Annotated in this window: 14 protein-coding genes, 2 tRNA genes, 1 other RNA gene and 1 pseudogene; 6 read left to right on the top strand and 12 right to left on the bottom strand. The window is 60.6% G+C overall.

All coding sequences use genetic code 11. The annotated features are described in order from the left end of the window. Positions 1-27: 27 nt before the first annotated feature. The 6 genes and pseudogenes from CS919_RS05295 to ffs form a co-directional block, all read right to left on the bottom strand. Positions 28-2,196, bottom strand: a complete 2,169-nt coding sequence (locus CS919_RS05295; RefSeq protein ID WP_099298456.1) for a DNA polymerase III subunit gamma and tau — start codon at positions 2,194-2,196, stop codon at positions 28-30. 10 nt (positions 2,197-2,206) lie between these two features. Next, complete coding sequence (locus tag CS919_RS05300) at positions 2,207-2,857, bottom strand: hypothetical protein (RefSeq protein WP_099298457.1); 651 nt, start codon at positions 2,855-2,857, stop codon at positions 2,207-2,209. Further along, positions 2,854-4,131, bottom strand: a complete 1,278-nt coding sequence (locus CS919_RS10835) for an aspartate aminotransferase type Ic (RefSeq protein WP_234990845.1) — start codon at positions 4,129-4,131, stop codon at positions 2,854-2,856. The genes CS919_RS05300 and CS919_RS10835 overlap by 4 nt, the downstream gene beginning before the upstream one ends. 489 nt (positions 4,132-4,620) lie before the next feature. Then, positions 4,621-5,067: pseudogene (locus tag CS919_RS10840) on the bottom strand (sigma factor); the annotation flags it as partial. Then, a complete protein-coding gene (locus CS919_RS05310; RefSeq protein WP_234990831.1) occupies positions 5,034-5,420 on the bottom strand; it encodes a carboxymuconolactone decarboxylase family protein in 387 nt (128 codons plus the stop codon). The pseudogene CS919_RS10840 and the gene CS919_RS05310, both read right to left, overlap by 34 nt. A gap of 56 nt (positions 5,421-5,476) precedes the next feature. Next, positions 5,477-5,575: signal recognition particle sRNA small type (gene ffs / locus CS919_RS05315), an RNA gene on the bottom strand. Between the two features lie 136 nt (positions 5,576-5,711). On the opposite strand from ffs, the gene CS919_RS05320 reads away from it, so the two are divergent. From CS919_RS05320 to CS919_RS05335, 3 genes are all read left to right on the top strand, one after another. Beyond that, positions 5,712-5,800: transfer RNA gene (locus CS919_RS05320), tRNA-Ser, on the top strand. Between the two features lie 328 nt (positions 5,801-6,128). Then, complete coding sequence (locus tag CS919_RS11025; RefSeq protein WP_370737752.1) at positions 6,129-6,581, top strand: DUF6985 domain-containing protein; 453 nt, start codon at positions 6,129-6,131, stop codon at positions 6,579-6,581. A gap of 93 nt (positions 6,582-6,674) precedes the next feature. Then, complete coding sequence (locus CS919_RS05335) at positions 6,675-7,208, top strand: type 1 glutamine amidotransferase domain-containing protein (RefSeq protein WP_099298462.1); 534 nt, start codon at positions 6,675-6,677, stop codon at positions 7,206-7,208. Here CS919_RS05335 and CS919_RS05340 read toward each other — a convergent pair. Next, positions 7,205-7,771 (bottom strand): peptidylprolyl isomerase PrsA family protein, encoded by a 567-nt coding sequence (locus CS919_RS05340; RefSeq protein WP_099298463.1) that lies wholly within the window; start codon positions 7,769-7,771, stop codon positions 7,205-7,207. The genes CS919_RS05335 and CS919_RS05340 overlap by 4 nt on opposite strands. 55 nt (positions 7,772-7,826) lie before the next feature. Further along, complete coding sequence (locus CS919_RS05345) at positions 7,827-9,176, bottom strand: Na+/H+ antiporter family protein (RefSeq protein ID WP_099298464.1); 1,350 nt, start codon at positions 9,174-9,176, stop codon at positions 7,827-7,829. 76 nt (positions 9,177-9,252) lie between these two features. On the opposite strand from CS919_RS05345, the gene CS919_RS05350 reads away from it, so the two are divergent. After that, positions 9,253-10,077: a crotonase/enoyl-CoA hydratase family protein gene (locus CS919_RS05350; RefSeq protein ID WP_099298465.1), complete on the top strand. Its 825-nt coding sequence runs from the start codon at positions 9,253-9,255 to the stop codon at positions 10,075-10,077. On the opposite strand, the gene gluQRS is transcribed toward CS919_RS05350, so the two are convergent. Beyond that, entirely contained in the window at positions 10,074-10,982 is a 909-nt protein-coding gene (gluQRS, locus tag CS919_RS05355) for a tRNA glutamyl-Q(34) synthetase GluQRS (protein ID WP_099298466.1), read from the bottom strand. The two genes, CS919_RS05350 and gluQRS, sit on opposite strands and share 4 nt — an antisense overlap. Before the next feature lie 29 nt (positions 10,983-11,011). Between gluQRS and CS919_RS05360 the strand changes: the two genes are divergently transcribed. Both CS919_RS05360 and tgt read left to right on the top strand, forming a co-directional pair. After that, positions 11,012-11,488, top strand: a complete 477-nt coding sequence (locus CS919_RS05360) for a DUF3995 domain-containing protein (RefSeq protein ID WP_099298467.1) — start codon at positions 11,012-11,014, stop codon at positions 11,486-11,488. Then, positions 11,481-12,776 (top strand): tRNA guanosine(34) transglycosylase Tgt, encoded by a 1,296-nt coding sequence (tgt, locus tag CS919_RS05365; protein ID WP_099298468.1) that lies wholly within the window; start codon positions 11,481-11,483, stop codon positions 12,774-12,776. The genes CS919_RS05360 and tgt overlap by 8 nt, the downstream gene beginning before the upstream one ends. On the opposite strand, the gene CS919_RS05370 is transcribed toward tgt, so the two are convergent. From CS919_RS05370 to CS919_RS10715, 3 genes are all read right to left on the bottom strand, one after another. Beyond that, positions 12,773-15,187: an MMPL family transporter gene (locus CS919_RS05370; RefSeq protein WP_099298469.1), complete on the bottom strand. Its 2,415-nt coding sequence runs from the start codon at positions 15,185-15,187 to the stop codon at positions 12,773-12,775. The two genes, tgt and CS919_RS05370, sit on opposite strands and share 4 nt — an antisense overlap. Positions 15,188-15,323: 136 nt before the next feature. Then, positions 15,324-15,414, bottom strand: a tRNA-Ser gene (locus tag CS919_RS05375). A gap of 120 nt (positions 15,415-15,534) precedes the next feature. Beyond that, positions 15,535-15,699, bottom strand: a complete 165-nt coding sequence (locus CS919_RS10715; protein ID WP_159460955.1) for a hypothetical protein — start codon at positions 15,697-15,699, stop codon at positions 15,535-15,537. Between the last annotated feature and the right edge of the window lie 85 nt (positions 15,700-15,784).

Here is a 15,784-nt window from a genome sequence, read left to right on the forward strand (position 1 = left end):
GGTACGCGAGCCACTCTACCCGTCCGACTAGCGTAATCGCTGCCCACCTAGGTGTTTCTCCACAAGTTCACCGGCAATATCCAGCGGTTTCCGATGGTCAGCCTCGCCAGGTCCTTCGGCGATCTGGTCGAGGAACTCATCGTCTTGTTCTTTTTTCGACGCCAACTCTGGCTTTTCCGGTACCGGCGCCCGCGGGGACGGGTCGGCGGGCTCCGGTGGAACGGAGTCCCATTCCTCTTCCGGGGGTTCCGGAGGCAGAGGCACTCCGTTGAATCCGTTGTCCACGTTGTGCTGGTGCTCGGAGCGATACTTCTGAGCGCGGGCTTTCCAGCGCGGCTCGGGCTTGTCCGTGCTGGCAGGGGTGGAGGTGTTCGCGGAGGGCTGCGGCTGGGTTGACGCGGGCTTTTGATAGGCCTCCGCCATGGCTCGGGCGCGCTCGAGAGCGCTGTTGGAGTTGCTCTTCAGCTCAGCTGGGTCAAGGCCAGTTTCCTGCGGGATGATGCCGCTCGGAGCGGCCTCTGCTTTTCCCGGCTGCGACGGCTCCTTCTGCCTATCTCCCACCACCGCGATGACGGTCAGAGGTGAGCCGAGCGCTTTTTCTGCAGCTTCGGCGTAGATCTTGCGGTTGGCCTCGGAGTTCACGAATTTCGCGAGCGCTCCGGTGTGGTGACGAACCAGGAGCTCGTCGGCTTCAGTCTGCTCGTCGGCGGCCACTGCATCACGGGCGGCGATCCAAGCGCTGAGGTTAGATTCCTTGACCAGCGCCAGGATCTGCGTCCACTCCTCGGCCGCGTTGCGCGGCGAGTTGGGCTGCGGCTCGGGCTCGGGCACTGCGACTGGCACTGGTTCTGACTCTGGTTCAGTCTGCGCTCGATTGCGGTCCATGATCTCGCGAGCGCGGCGGGCCTCGGCGATAACCGGATCCTCCTCGACAGCTGGCTGGGCAGGCTCTTCGCGCTTGGCCTTGGAAGGACGCTCGTAGCGGCGGCCAGAGGAAAGAACCGGAGCCGTCTCTTCCGCGGAGTTCGTCACTGCAGGCGCATTGCCGCGGCCCTTCTCCAGGGCCTCCACGCGCTGCGCCAAAGCCTCCACCGTCATGCCCGCGGCTGGCAGCGCCATGCGCGCACACAGGATCTCCAGAAGCAGGCGTGGGGCAGTCGCGCCACGCATTTGGGACAGCCCCTCATTGACTAGTGCTGCACAGCGGGTGATGGTGGCCTGGCCGAGAGCCTGTGCCTCTTCGATCAACACCTCCTGCGCCCCCGCGGGAGCATCCACCAGACCGCGCTCGAAAGCATCGGGGACAGCCTTGAGAATGAGCAGGTCACGGAACCTATCCAACAGATCGGTGGCGAAGCGGCGCGGCTCGTAGCCTGCGTCGACAACATCATCAACCACACCGAACAAGGACGCCTGATCCTGATTCGCCAGCGCATCCACCGCCTTGTCGATCAAGGCAGAGTCCGTCACACCCAGCAGCGCCAACGCGCGCTGATAGGTCACGCCCTCGGGTCCGGAACCGGCCAGCAGCTGATCCATCAGGGACAACGAATCACGCGGCGAACCACCGCCCGCGCGCACCACGAGAGGATAGACAGCATCCTCGATATTCTTACCCTCACCAGCAACAACGCGCTCCAACAGGCCGCGCATCGCCGGTGGGGTGAGCAGGCGGAACGGATAATTGTGCGTACGCGAGCGGATGGTGGCCAGCATCTTTTCCGGCTCGGTGGTCGCGAAGATGAAGATCAGGTGCTCCGGCGGCTCCTCCACGATCTTCAGCAGAGCATTGAAGCCCTCCTTGGAGATCATGTGCGCCTCATCGATGATGAAGACGCGGTAGCGGGAATCCGCCGGGGCGTAGAAAGCGCGATCGCGCAGCTCACGCATGTCATCCACGCCGTTATGCGTGGCAGCGTCCAGCTCCGTGACGTCCAGCGTGCCGGAGCCGCCGGGCGCCAGGGCAATGCACGAATCGCACTTCCCACACGGCGTGGATGTGGGACCTTCCACACAGTTCAGGGAGCGGGCGAGGATGCGCGCGGAGGACGTCTTGCCACAGCCGCGCGGGCCGGAAAACAGGTACGCGTGATTGATCTGGCCGCTATCCAACGCCGTCGACAGCGGCTCCGTCACATGCTCCTGGCCCACCACTTCAGCGAAACTGGCAGGACGATACTTCCGGTATAAAGCCACGATCTAGACCTTACAGTTCCGCCGGGACACGCCATAGATCGTTCAGGTTCACCGCTTGTTCCGCCATCGCTGTCTGCACGGCGCCCAGACCTTCGCGCAGCGCGAGATCGTATTCAGCATCCGTGAGCATGATCAGCTGCGCCGGCACAGTGAGCCGCCCTGGGTGCGTGAATTCGATGTCTGACGTGGCCGTTTGGGCACTTCTCTTTCCGCCCGACGTCACCTCGTGCGCATGCGGGACTCCCTCTTCCCAGACAAATGGCACCACCAGAAGGCCGTGCTTCGCCGTGATGGAGCTATCCACGGAAGGGCCCAGCTGTGGGAGGAACGTGCCCGGCTGCGGCGAGCGAGCGCCTGGGTTCTCCGCGATCATCGTGGCTGCTGCGGTGACCAGCTCCGCGGCGGTGGACGAATGGCCCGTGGTGATCGTCAGAAGCTCGACGCGCAGGTCAGAACCGTCTTCGGTCTCCAGCGCCGGCTCAATCTGGGAGGCGTTCAGCGTCATGGCGACGGTTTCTGGGCGGTCGGGGGTGGCGTCGTCGACAAGAAAAACCTCAGCCACCTCAAATGAGGGAAAAGACTCCCCCACCTGGCGCGATGAGACCTGAGGTTCGCCGGGCAGAAGGTCCTTTACCCAGACGAGGGTTTCCTGTTCATTCATGAAGCGTCGGATTCCAGCTTCTCGATGGCGGCCAGCAGAACGCAGGTGGCGAACCCATTCATCGCGACCTCTAACTGATCGATGGTGGGCATCGACGGGGCGAGGCGGAGGTTGCTGTCCTGCGGATCCTGCTTCAGGGGGAACGTGGCGCCCGCGGCGGTGAGGGAAACACCCGCTTCCTTGGCCAGCTCCACCACGCGGGAGGCAGTGCCCGCCAGCAGATCGACGCTGATGAAGTAGCCGCCCTCGGGCTCAGTCCACTCGGCGACGTTGTACTGGCTCAGACGGCGCCGCAGGATCTCAATGACGCGCGTGAACTTCGGAGCCAACGACCCGGCGTGCTTGCGCATGATTGCGCGCACGCCTTCGTCGTCACCGAAGAACTGCAGGTGAGCGAGCTGATTGACCTTGTTCGGGCCAATGCCGCGGATGTTGGCGATCTTGCCGTACCAATCCAAGTTGGCCTTGGAGGAGGCAAAGAAAGCCACGCCCGCCCCGGCCAGGGTGATCTTGGAGGTCGACGACATGAACCAGAAGCGGTTCGGGTTACCCGCCTGCTCCGCGAGTTCGAGGACGTTGATGACCTCGGGGAATTCATCCGTCAGGGTGTGGACGGCGTAGGCGTTATCCCAGACGATGCGGAAGTCAGGCGCGCCGGTCTCCATCTCCGCCAGCTGCTGCGCCACCTCGCGGGTGATGGTGACGCCCGTTGGGTTGGCGAATATCGGCACGGTCCACATGCCCTTGACGGCGGGATCCTTGGCCAGCTCGCGGACGGCATCCAAGTCCGGGCCGGTGGAGGTCATGGGCACGGTGAGCATCTCACAGCCGAAGAGCTCCGTGATGGAGTGATGGCGATCGTAGCCCGGAACGGGGCAGATCCACTTCACTTCTTCCTCGACGGACCACGGCATTGGGGAGTCATTGTTGCCGAACGTGTAGGACCAGCTGATCAGGTCAAACATGATGTTCAGCGAGGACGCATCTCCCGCGATCACCTGATCAGCAGGGATACTCAGCAAATTGCCCCACAGGGAGCGAAGCTCGGAGAGGCCGTTCAGTACGCCGTAGTTGCGGACATCCAGGCCGCTGGGCGAAATGAAGTTATCGCCGGGGAGGCTGAGCAGTTCCGTGGAGAAGTCCAGCTGCTCGGAGCTGGGCTTACCGCGGGTGAGATCCAGATTCAGGCCTGCGCCTTGGAGCTCTTCATAGGCTGCAGTGATCTCTGCTTTATCAGCAAGGAGCTGCTCGGTGTTGATGTTTTCACGCTGCATGGGTGCGTCAGCCTCCCTAGGGTTTTTGGTCAAGTCCCAAGCATAGTGACCGGCGAGACAAGGCGCAGTTAGGTGCTCTATCCTCTTCGCCGCGTTCTGCTGAACTTGGATCCCTGTCACAGCGGAACCAGCAGTACCCTCGAAAATCACCCACCGCTCCATGTCTGCAGATTCCGCCACAAGCATCACACCAGCGGTGTGCGTTGCGATTCGAAACTGTGGGTAGCCATATTTGGAGAACAATCCCGCGAGGAATCTGTAAATCTTGTCCCGTCCAACGATTGGATTACGAGCAGCGCTGGCTGTTCCGCCCGAGTCCACCCACAACACGGCACCTTCCGAAATCGCGTACACGAATTGCTTCAATTCGCCTGTAGCCAAGAGGTGGCTGAGCTCTTCCACGTGTTTGGGGTCTAGCTCGGATATGGAGGCAGTTCCGCTGTTTTCCGGATCTCCATGGTTGCCTTGATGGGAACGGAGCAACTCGCGTGCTCTGGACAGTCTCTTCCTCACGGCAGCAGGTGTGCTGCGCAACACGGGAGCCGACTCAGCCGCGGAGTAACCAGCGACATCCACCAACACCAACGCTGCCCGGTCGAGCGGCGGAAGCAGTTGCAACAACCGGGTTACTGCCAGATCGATATCTGGGTGCTGCAGCTCCCCAGCCGCAATTTCTGGCAGCCATTGGCCCACGTACTCAGTGCGTTGATGCGCGGCACTTCGAGCGACGTCCAATGCGAGGCGTGTAGTCACCGTGGTCAGCCATGCGGCAGGCTTTTCCGGTGCCTGAACGAGCAACCTCGACAAGGCTTCTTCAGTGACGTCTTCGGCACTCTGCCATTGCCCAATGATGTTGTACGCAAGAGCCGTCAACCTTCGGAAGTGGGTGCGATATAGGCGCTCTACTTCCTGCTCAGGCGTCCGACGCGGTTCCATGCGTTGATGGTAGCAATGGCCGCTACGAGGTCGGCCGTCGTTGATTTTCCAAGGGCTTCGAGAGCTTCGTCGAGCACTCCATCCTCAAATTGCTCGAGCTTTGTCCCCATCGTGGTGACACGGAGAATTAATTCCTCACGCTGGTTTTGTGGCGTGACGTCGATTTTCTTTTTCGACGCCTCTTGCGAGTGAAGGTTGATGCAGAACTCGCAGCCGTTTAGTTGTGAAGCATGGAGCTGCACCATGAGCCGTTCCCTGGTGCTCAGCCCACGACTTGCTGCCTCGAGCGCGATCATGGCTGCGTTGAAACGCTGTTTCAATGAAATTGATTCCATACAGTGATGACGAATCACCGCGCCGCATTGTGACAAATTACTGGTCAGCCGTATTTTCCTAGCCCACCCCAGACATAAAAAGGGGACCCCGCGCACCCGGTAGAGCTCACTGACCCTTGCTGCATTCCTGCCCTGGGGGAGTTCATGAGATAACCGCCGCACGGAATCCTGTCATCATGCTAACCCACTTGCCCCAACGGATACAAAGGCTCCCACACAAAGCCCGCGCACACAGGGATTTTGCTCCAAGGTTGCCGATTGTGTAACCTTTCCGGAGTACATGAGAGCCACGGCTCGAGTGTTCGGCATGGAGGATTCGACTAGCGGCCTATGTCACACGCCTGGAACGCGTGCGGGAGTCACATCCCTCAGGGGTTCAAATCCCCTATCCTCCGCCACACCCCCCTTGGACCTTCAGGTTCAAGGGGTTTTTCGTTGCGCAATCACCGTCCGGGCCGCGCCCCGCCACACTTTCGTACCAATTCTCGATAGCAAGTCTGCGTTTCCCCAAGTAAATGTGGCGCATGTGACTACGCGACGGAAGGAATAGTAGGAAAATATGGGGCAGTCTAAAAAGCGGGCAAGCATGGCGTCGAATAAGGCGAACAAAAGGCCCACAAAACACCAAGGGCTTCATGTAGACTACTTACCAAGAGTAAGAAACTCCCTGGAATCGGCACACTCACCGTAGACGACAACGGTGACCTGCACACCCCGCAATTCACGCTGGCACCGTTAGACCTAGAAATTCACGTCGAAATCTCCGACCTCGAAGAGGACAACGAAGCCAAAGCCACAGAAGCCATCCGCAATTTCAGGGCGCTGCCCGCAAACGCCCTCGAAGCAGCCACAAACGCAACCTTCGACTACTACAAAGACTTCGCCAACGAATTCGCAGATGACGAAGACGTCCAAGAATGGCTCCCTCAGATCGAGGAGCCAGCGAAGGTATGGGAACACGTCAACTTCCCAGACTATGCCGTGGCACAGCCAGGGTACGAAGACGATTCACCCTGGTACGTGGTCCTCGAATGCGAATGCGATTGGGAAGAAAAACAAGGTCTGCAGCTGGTTTTCCGCAATGGGTCCGAAATCACCGAGGCCGGCGAGTACGACGGCTTGCCGGACTGGAGTGACGACATGCACGACGCTTCCGGCGACGGGCCTTACAAAAACTAAAGATAAGAACCCCCGCTGCACATTTGTGCACGATTGAACGATCGCGTCTACCCTCGGCAATGGACACACAACCTCAACGCAGGAGGCATAATCATGGCTCAACTAGAAAACAAGAACATTGCAGTCTTGGCCACCAACGGCTTCGAAGACAGCGAGCTCAGTTCCCCAATTGAGGCGGCAAAGAGCGAGGGCGCGCAGATCACCCTCGTGGCCCCATCCACTGAGGACATCGAGGGCAAGAACGGCTCCAAGGTCTCCGTGGACACCACCACCGAGGAAGCCCGCGGCACGGACTTCGACGCCATCATCCTTCCCGGTGGCACCGGCAATGCCGATCAGCTGCGGACGGACGAGGCCGCGGTGGAGATCGTGAAGAAGCACGTCGAGGCCGGCAAGCCACTGGCCGTCATCTGCCACGGCGCGTGGATCCTCACGGACGCAGACGTGCTGCGAGGACGCACCCTGACCTCCTACCCATCCCTGAAGACGGACCTCACCAACGCTGGTGCCACGTGGGTGGACGAAGAGGTGCACGTGGACAACGGACTCGTTTCCTCCCGCACCCCGAAGGACTTGGATGCGTTCAACGCCAAGCTCGTCGAGGAATTCGCTGAAGGCCAGCACTAATTAGTTTCGGTAGTTTCCGCTTCTACCGTTTCGTTGAACTCGGCAGTATCCAGCTGCCACGGCTCATGGCGCTCCGGCTTATGGAAGGCCATGGGCGTTTCTACTTTCAACCATCCGCGGTATTCCGGATCCGGCATATCTGCAGGTGGTTGAGCTGATTCTGAGGGAGTTGCGGATTCGGTGGGGGGCTGGCGCGCAAAGGCCTCCGGGTTCGAGGTCTCGAAGGTGCCGCAGAGGTTGGTGTCATCGAGCTTGACGGGCTTGATGTCCATCTCCACGCCCTCGCCGCGCAGGTACACGTTCTGGTGGTCGGATCCCGGATCCGAGTTGTCCTCGATCTTGTCCGACTCTGAGTCCATCAGCTCCTTGGCCTTATCGGCCGTCACGCCGGGGCACTGGACATAAAACTCCTGGTAGTCCGGCCCGTAGATCACTGCGAAGTTGGACTCCGCGTACTGTTCCCGGCCGTCGTCAAGGTTGCGGGAGATTTCCTTGCCGCAGGCGCTCAGGCCCAGCACCATCGGCAGAATAAGAGCAGTCGCCACAATCCGTGATCGCTTCATTGTGCGCCCTCTTTCTGTTTATCCCCGGCAGCCGAACAGTTGTCTGTGCCTGATCTTAAAGCACCATCGCCGCAATCCAGCCGGAAGCCAGCAGCGGGATGTTGTAGTGCAGGAAGGTCGGGATGACGGAGTCCCGGATGTGGTCGTGCTGGCCGTCCGCGTTCAGGCCGGAGGTTGGGCCCAGTGTGGAGTCCGACGCCGGGGAGCCGGCATCGCCCAGCGCGCCAGCAGCGCCGATGATCGCGATTGTTGCCGCTGGGCTGAAGCCCATGGCGGTACAGAGTGGGACATAGATCGTAGCGATGATCGGCAGCGTGGAGAATGAAGAGCCGATGCCCATGGTCACCACGAGTCCCACGATCAGCATGGCGATGCCTGCAGCGGGACGGTTCTCGCCGAAGATCTCCGAAGTGGCGTCTACGAGGGTTTCCACCTCGCCGGTCGCGCTCATCACGGCGGCGAAGCCCTGGGCGGTGATCATGATGAAGCCGATCAGGGCCATCATCTTCATGCCGGAGGTGAACACATCATCAGCTTCGCGCCAGTTCACGGCACCGGTGAGCATGAAGATAGCCAGGCCGGTCAGAGCACCAATGAGCAGCGAGTCCGCCTCAGTCTCCATGGACTGCATGATCACCTGCACCGCGAAGGTAGCCACCACGGCAACGAGTGCCACGATGATTTTGTAGCGGGAGATCTCCTCGGGCTCCTTGGCATCCGCGATGGGCAGGTTCTCGTAGTCGCGTGGCTTGCGGTAGGTCACGAAGACTGCGACCAGCATGCCGGCGACCATGCCCAAGGCAGGGATGGTCATGACGTGCACGATATCCACGCCGGAGGTGTCCAGTCCGGCGGTTTCAATGTTGCCCAGCAGGATCTCGTTGAGGAAGATATTGCCAAAGCCCACGGGGATCCACATGTAGGTGGTGACCAGGCCAAACGTGATGACGGACGCCACCGCACGGCGGTCCAAGCGCAGGCGGTTCATCACGCCCAGCAGCGGCGGAACGATCAGTGGAATAAAGGCAATGTGCACGGGGATGAGGTTCTGACTCATGATGGACATCGCCAAAATGCCCGCGAGCATCAGCCACTTCGTCACGGCAACGGCGCGGCCCACAGTTGCGGAATCGTCCTTACCCAGCTTGTTCATCACCGAGCGTGCCAGCACCGTGGGCAGCCCGGAGCTGGCCACAGCCATGGCGAAGGCACCCAACAGCGCGTAGCTCAGCGCAATCTGCGCACCGCCGGAGAGGCCATCTTGGAAGGCGACCATGGTGGCGTCGAGACCAATTCCACTGAGCAACCCACCCACGAGGGCGCCGATAAATAGGGCCAGGACCACGTGCACGCGCACAGCGGCGAGCACCAACATGACCAGCACAGCAATGAGAACAGCATTCATGCTGGAAAATATACGGCAGGGAGGAAAAAATTCGTTAGTCGCGGGTCACCCCTCCCGGTGCTCTAGGATTGGTGGCATGAGCAGCAGCAACGTGACATTTACTCGAGGCACCGGCGAGCTTGAGAACATCGCCTACATCACTCTGGACCGGCCGGAGAAGCTCAACGGCCTCACCCTGGAGATGCTGCGCGATCTGACGCGCTACTCCAAGGAGATCGCCGCTGATCGCAGCATCCGCGCGGTGATCGTACAGGGTGCGGAGCACAATTTCTGTGCTGGCCTGGACTTTGGCACGGTGATGAAGAACCCCTTGGACATCGCCAAGGCGTTCGCGCCGCGTCCGTGGTGGGGCACGAACCTGTTTCAGGAAGGGCCGTGGTGTTTCCGACGCTTACCTGTGCCCGTCATCGCTGTTGTGGAAGGTTATTGCTTCGGTGGCGGAGTGCAGATCGCCATGGCCGCCGATTACCGCTTCACCACGGCGGATTCCCAGTGGTCCGTTCTGGAGGCCAAGTGGGGTCTGATTCCGGATATGTCTGGAATCCAGTCCTTGTCCGAAGTGCTGCCCATCGACGTGGCCAAGCGCCTGACCATGACGGGCGAGCAGTTCAACGGCACGCGCGCCGTGGAACTGGGCCTGGCCAGCGAGATCAGCGACAATCCGTTGGCTGCGGCGGAGGAGTTCGCACGTCTGATTGCCACACGTTCGCCGGATTCCGTGGCGTACGCGAAGCGCTTGTTTGAAGAAACGTGGAACAAGGGCCCGCGAGCCACGTTCTTCAAGGAGCGCCTGCGCCAAGCGCGTTTGCTGGGCGCGAAAAACACCAAGATCGCGCAGAAGGCCGCGGAGAAGGCCAAGGGCATCGGCGAGGCAGTGAAGTACAACAAGCGAGGGGTTTAGGGGCTCCAGGTCACTGGCTGTTGAGTGACGCGAGAAGGGTCGAAGTCCGCGATATCTCTTAACCCCAGAGAATCTTTGACCCATTCCAGCGCGCGGTCTGCTCCGATTTCTCGCAGCGTCGCCGCGCCATCGCGCTTGGCCAGGCGCTTGCCGTCTGGGCCCAGCACCAGCGGGACGTGCACGTATTCCACGGGTGCGTAGCCCAGCAGATCCGCGAGGTAGGCCTGTCGAGGAGCTGAGCTGAGCAGATCATCTCCGCGCACCACTTGATCCACTCCCGCCAGGTGGTCATCCACCACCACTGCCAGGTTGTAGGCGAAGTCCGAGTCGGTCACCTGGTTCGCGTTGCCTCCACGCCGCAGCACGAAATCATCCACCTCGCCGGTGTAAAGACCGCCTTCAGCTTCCAGGGAGAAAGATTCGCGGACGGTGTGCGAGTTGGCGTCGGGCCGAAGACGAAGGGCTGGGACGCGATCCTGCGCAACCAATTCAGCCTGCTTTTCCGCACGCTGAGCAGGGGAAAGATCGCGGCACGTGCCCGGATAGCGGCCGGGGATGGCATGCGGAGCACGGGAGGCATCTTGGATGTCCTTGCGGGAGCAGTAGCACTCGTAGACAAGGCCGCGTTGTTGCAGGTCAGCGAGAGCCTCGGCGTAAAAAGACAAGGTCTGCTGCTGGCTGGCAACGGGCTCCTCCCACGTGATGCCAAACGCGGCCAAATCCTCGAGCTGGCGGGTGGCGGTTTCGGGAGAGGAACGTTGGGCGTCGATGTCATCAATGCGCATCCGGAACCCGCGTCCGGAATGCTGCGCGAACAGCCACGCGAGCACTGCCGTGCGTAGGTTGCCCAAATGCAGGTCACCGGAGGGGCTGGGCGCGTACCGGCCGAATCCTTGTGTGGTCATCCCCACCAGTGTAGATCTAGATTAAGAGTATGGAATCAGGCAGAGAAAGCCGTCACCTCTTGTGGTTTATTCTTGCTGCCTTAGCTGGGATTATTCATGCCTCCATCAGTGCGTATTGGGCCGCCGGTGGCAGTTGGCTCTTGGACACTGTTGATCCAAAACTTGTTGCATCCATCAAAGAAACAGCGTGGATCTTATGGTTCGTAGCAGCCGCAAAGTTACTCGCTGCAATCCTCCCGCTGTTCGTGGAGATTCGTGGTGGCTGGCTTCGCGGCATCATTCGCATCGTTAGTAGGATTGGTGCCGTGGGAATCATTGTATGGGGAGGGTGGAATTCCACACGAGCCCACTTAATTTTGCTAGGCGTCATTGAGCGCAATCCCTCCGCCACAGACAGCAGCCTTATTGGTTACGCGTTTCTCTGGGATCCCCTCTTTCTTGTCTGGGGGATCTTCCTGCTTATCGGACTTGTCCGCACGCGCGGTAAGGTCTACTCCCATGGATAACCAGCGCCAGGACATCTCCTTCAACCTGCACACTCGCCTCGCGGACACCCTAGATGGGCCGATGGATCGCGAGCCGCAGGGGCGCACGGGCGTGATCCACACCCCGCACGGCGATATCCAGACTCCCGCGTTCATCCCCGTGGGCACCAAGGCCACGGTCAAGACCCTGACCCCGGAGCAACTCCACACCACCGGCGCGCAAGCAGTTCTCTCGAATGCGTACCACCTGTACTTGCAGCCGGGCCCGGACATCGTGGATGAAGCCGGTGGCGTGGCCACGTTCGAGAACTGGCACGGCCCCACCTACACGGATTCCGGCGGGTTCCAGGTGATGAGCCTGGGCCAGGGCTTCAAGAAGGTCCTGGCGATGGACATGAGCGGCAAGGAAAAGTCGGACATCATCGCGCAGCAGAAAAAGCGCATGGCCGTGGTGGATGAAGAAGGCGTGGATTTCCGCAGCGTGATCGATGGCTCCAAGCATCGCTTCACCCCGGAGATCAGCATGCAGATCCAGCACCAGCTGGGCGCGGACATCATGTTCGCCTTCGACGAGCTCACCACCCTGGCAAACACCCGCTCCTACCAGGAGCAATCCGTGGAACGCACGTACCGCTGGGCCGAGCGTTGTTTGCAGGAGCATGAGCGGCAGACGCAGGCCCGTTCGCATCGCCCGTTGCAGTCTTTGTGGGGCGTGGTGCAGGGCGCGCAGTACGAGGATCTTCGACGCCAAGCTGCCCGCGGTTTGGTGGAGCTCTCTGACGCTGCGGAGGCGCGCGGTGAGCGCGGGTTCGGTGGCTTCGGCATTGGTGGCGCGCTGGAGAAGCACAACCTGGGCACCATCACCAGTTGGGTGTCCGAAGAGCTTCCGGATAACAAGCCACGTCACATGCTGGGCATTTCCGAGCCCGATGACATCTTCGTGGCCGTGGCCTCCGGTGCGGATACTTTCGACTGTGTGGCGCCGACTCGTCTGGGCCGACGCGGTGGTGTGTACACGCTAGACGGCCGGATGAACTTGATGGGCGCGAAGTTCAAGCGGGACTTCACGCCAATCGACGCCGAAGTTGGTGGCTACACCAGCGAAAACTACACGCGCGCCTACATCCACCACCTGCTCAAGGCCAAGGAATTCTTGGCGGGCACGCTATGCACGCTGCACAATCTGCACTTCATGATCCAGCTGGTGGACAACGTCCGCGCTTCGATCAACGAAGGACGCTTCGTGGAGTATCGCAAGGAATTCATGTCCCGCTACTACGGGCCGGAGTGGGAACAGCGGCTGAGCTAGGGCTTCTTTGAGCCCAACTCCCCAGACTCGAAGGCCTTCTCCAGCGCGGCACCCTCCACATCCACGGTAGGCAGCAGTTTGTCCAGCCACTTTGGCATGTACCAAGTGAAGCGTCCCATGAGGATCATCAAAGCGGGTACTACGGTCATGCGGATGAAGAAGGCGTCGAACAAAACGCCCGCACCCAACGCAAAACCGAAGATCTGGATGAACGGCAACGGCTGGAACACGAAGCTGGCAAACACGCCAATCATGATCAGCGCGGCCACGGTCACCACGCGGGCACCCAGGCCGAAACCGCCGATCACGGAGTCCTCGACCAACGAGTCCTTGCTGTTCCACTCGCCGCCATTTCGCAGACGATTGCGCTGCTGCACGAACCGCTCACGCATGCGCGAGACAATGAACACCTGGTAGTCCATCGCCAAGCCGAACGTCACGCCGATCAGGAAGATCGGCATGAAGCTGATCAGCGGTCCAGGCGAATCCCACAGCCCCCACAGGCCTTCCTGCCACACCAGAACTGTCACGCCGAATGCGGCGCCCACGGACAGCAAGAAGCCCGAGGCGGCAATCAGCGGCACCGCCAAACTGCGGAACACCATCATCAACAGCACCAGCGCCAAGCCCACCACCAGGGCCAAGTAAACCGGCATGGCCTTGGACAGCGAATCAGTCACATCCTGCTGGATCGGAGTCAGGCCGGTGATGCCCATCTCTACGCCCGTCTCGGACTCGATCTCCGCCTGCTGCGCACGCAAAGCGTGAATCAACTGCACGGTGCGCTCATCAGTTGGACCCCACTCCGGTGTCACCAAAATCTGCGCAGCGCTGCCATCCTCGGACTGCCCCACCAGCTGAGCATGGCGCACATCCACGTTCGCCCCCATGCGCTCCACGGTGTAGAGGAACGATGCCCTCTGCGCCGCCTGAGTCCGGTCACCCTCACCCTGGGCAGACACCAGCGTCTCCAACGCAGGCGAATCCGGCTGCACGTCATCCGCGTTCACCACCACGAGAATCGGCGCGTTGCGACCAGGCCCGAAGCCCTCCTCGGTCATCTCCGCAGACTTCCTCTGGGTGGAGTCCACCACCGATGTTTTATCCGAAGGCAGGGACAATTGCAGATCCATTACTGGCAAAGTCAAAGACACGAGGATAGCCACCACGATGGCGAAAGAGATGCCCGGTGCGCGCTGGACCAGTTTCACCCACTTGGTCCCCCACGAATCGCGCTGGGGTTGAACGGGCTCAGACTCGGAATCTGAGTGTGCGGGGGCAGAGTTGGCCTCGGCTTTGAAGACGCGCTTGCCTGCCAACCCGAGGATCGCAGGCAAGAACGTCAGGGCAACCAACACGGAAATCAGGACCGTGGCTGCCGCCGCGTAACCCATGTAGGAGAGGAACGGGATGTTGGCCAGGCGCATACCCACCAGCGCGATGATGACAGTCAGGCCTGCGAATACCACCGCGGAGCCCGCCGTGCCCACAGCCAGACCGATGGCGTCTAGGCGGTCGCGCCCTTCCCGGAGCTCATCGCGGAATCGCGCCATGATGAACAGTGCGTAATCGATGCCCACGGCCAGGCCCAACATGATTCCCAGGGTCGGGGTCATGGAGTTCAGCGGCATGAACGCGGTAGCGCCGACCGTCATCAGGGCGCCCAAGCCCACGCCCACCACTGCGGTGATCAGCGGGAAGCTGGAGGTAAGCAGGGAGCGGAACATGATGAACAAAATGATCAACGCCACGACCAAGCCCACGACCTCGGAAATGGGCTCCACGGCGATCGGGTCTCCAAAGCCCGCACCGCCGACCTCTACCTCCAGGCCGGCATCGCGAGAGATTTGGATGGCATCATTGACCGCTTGACGATCTTCGTCGCTCACGTCTGCGGGCAAATACACGTCATACTCAAAGCTGGCAATGCCGTAGCGACCGTCCTCAGAGAACGTGCGCAGGATCTCCGCATCAGCTTCCGCGGTTTCTGCAGGAAGGCCCTGATCGGTCAGCTGCTTTGTGAGTTGATCGCGCAGCTGCTCGTTCATGGTCACAGGATTGTTCAGCTGCAGGTCGTCGCCAAGATCGGGGACGTTATCGCGAATGGACTCCACGGTCTGATCCATCGCCTGCATGTACTCCGGTTGGTCCAGGCGCTGCCCCTCGGGAGCTTCAAAGACCACGTTTACGCCCGCGGCAGCCGCAGGGTTTTCTGTGCCGGGGAACTTCTCCATCAGTAGCTCGGTAGCCTTGGTAGACGGCATGTCCGAGATCTCGAAGATGTCGTTAAAACCCTTTTGGAACGTCAGCGCAGCGGCACCCACGCCCACCAAGAGCAGAAGCCACACGGCAATCACACGCTTGCTATGGGTATAGCACCACCGTGCAAGACGGAAGAGAAACTTCGCCACGAAATAAGTCCTTGGATGTAGCCGGAAGCGGAAACTTCATCCACCCTAGTCTCCGGACAAGACAGTACCTAGCCCCTGCAGCACGCGCGCAGCACAACACCGCAGCGCACGTGCGCAAAATCCCCCAGGAAAAGTATGGCGGTGGCGGAGGGATTTGAACCCTCGGTTGGGGGTTACCCAACATTCGCTTTCGAGGCGAACACCTTCGGCCGCTCGGACACGCCACCAGCGTCTTTACTCTCACACCACCGTTATGGAGGTGGAACAAAGACCAGCTCAGCCTAGCAGCAGAGTTTTAGGGCAACAAAAATGGCCCGGCCGAAAGCCGGGCCAGATTCAGAAGCGATTTACTCGCCGAGAGAATCCAGTCCCTTGTCGCGGGCATCGCGAGCCTTATCGGACTTGTCGCCGTCCAGCTTGTTGTCGATGACCTTGTCAGACTGCTCCTCGATCTTGTCGCGGTTGTCGTTAGCGAGGTTCTTTGCCTTGTCGCCCAGATCTCCGAGTCCCATGATTATCTCCTTCACGGCTCACACGTGAACCGTTAATTCGTTTCGCTTTTGTCGGTTTTCTCAAGCGATCCCCGCTAAGGAATCG

The sequence above is a fragment of the Corynebacterium dentalis genome, from assembly GCF_900232865.1.
Taxonomy (GTDB): domain Bacteria; phylum Actinomycetota; class Actinomycetes; order Mycobacteriales; family Mycobacteriaceae; genus Corynebacterium; species Corynebacterium dentalis.

What these genes read in the sequence shown, in the direction of transcription:
- CS919_RS05345 (WP_099298464.1), bottom strand. Translation starts at nt 9,176, where the DNA reads ATGAATGCTGTTCTCATTGCTGTGCTGGTCATGTTGGTGCTCGCCGCT.
- CS919_RS05335 (WP_099298462.1), top strand. Translation starts at nt 6,675, where the DNA reads ATGGCTCAACTAGAAAACAAGAACATTGCAGTCTTGGCCACCAACGGC.
- tgt (WP_099298468.1), top strand. Translation starts at nt 11,481, where the DNA reads ATGGATAACCAGCGCCAGGACATCTCCTTCAACCTGCACACTCGCCTC.
- CS919_RS10835 (WP_234990845.1), bottom strand. Translation starts at nt 4,131, where the DNA reads ATGCAGCGTGAAAACATCAACACCGAGCAGCTCCTTGCTGATAAAGCA.
- CS919_RS05300 (WP_099298457.1), bottom strand. Translation starts at nt 2,857, where the DNA reads ATGAATGAACAGGAAACCCTCGTCTGGGTAAAGGACCTTCTGCCCGGC.
- CS919_RS05340 (WP_099298463.1), bottom strand. Translation starts at nt 7,771, where the DNA reads ATGAAGCGATCACGGATTGTGGCGACTGCTCTTATTCTGCCGATGGTG.
- CS919_RS05360 (WP_099298467.1), top strand. Translation starts at nt 11,012, where the DNA reads ATGGAATCAGGCAGAGAAAGCCGTCACCTCTTGTGGTTTATTCTTGCT.
- gluQRS (WP_099298466.1), bottom strand. Translation starts at nt 10,982, where the DNA reads ATGACCACACAAGGATTCGGCCGGTACGCGCCCAGCCCCTCCGGTGAC.
- CS919_RS10715 (WP_159460955.1), bottom strand. Translation starts at nt 15,699, where the DNA reads ATGGGACTCGGAGATCTGGGCGACAAGGCAAAGAACCTCGCTAACGAC.
- CS919_RS05350 (WP_099298465.1), top strand. Translation starts at nt 9,253, where the DNA reads ATGAGCAGCAGCAACGTGACATTTACTCGAGGCACCGGCGAGCTTGAG.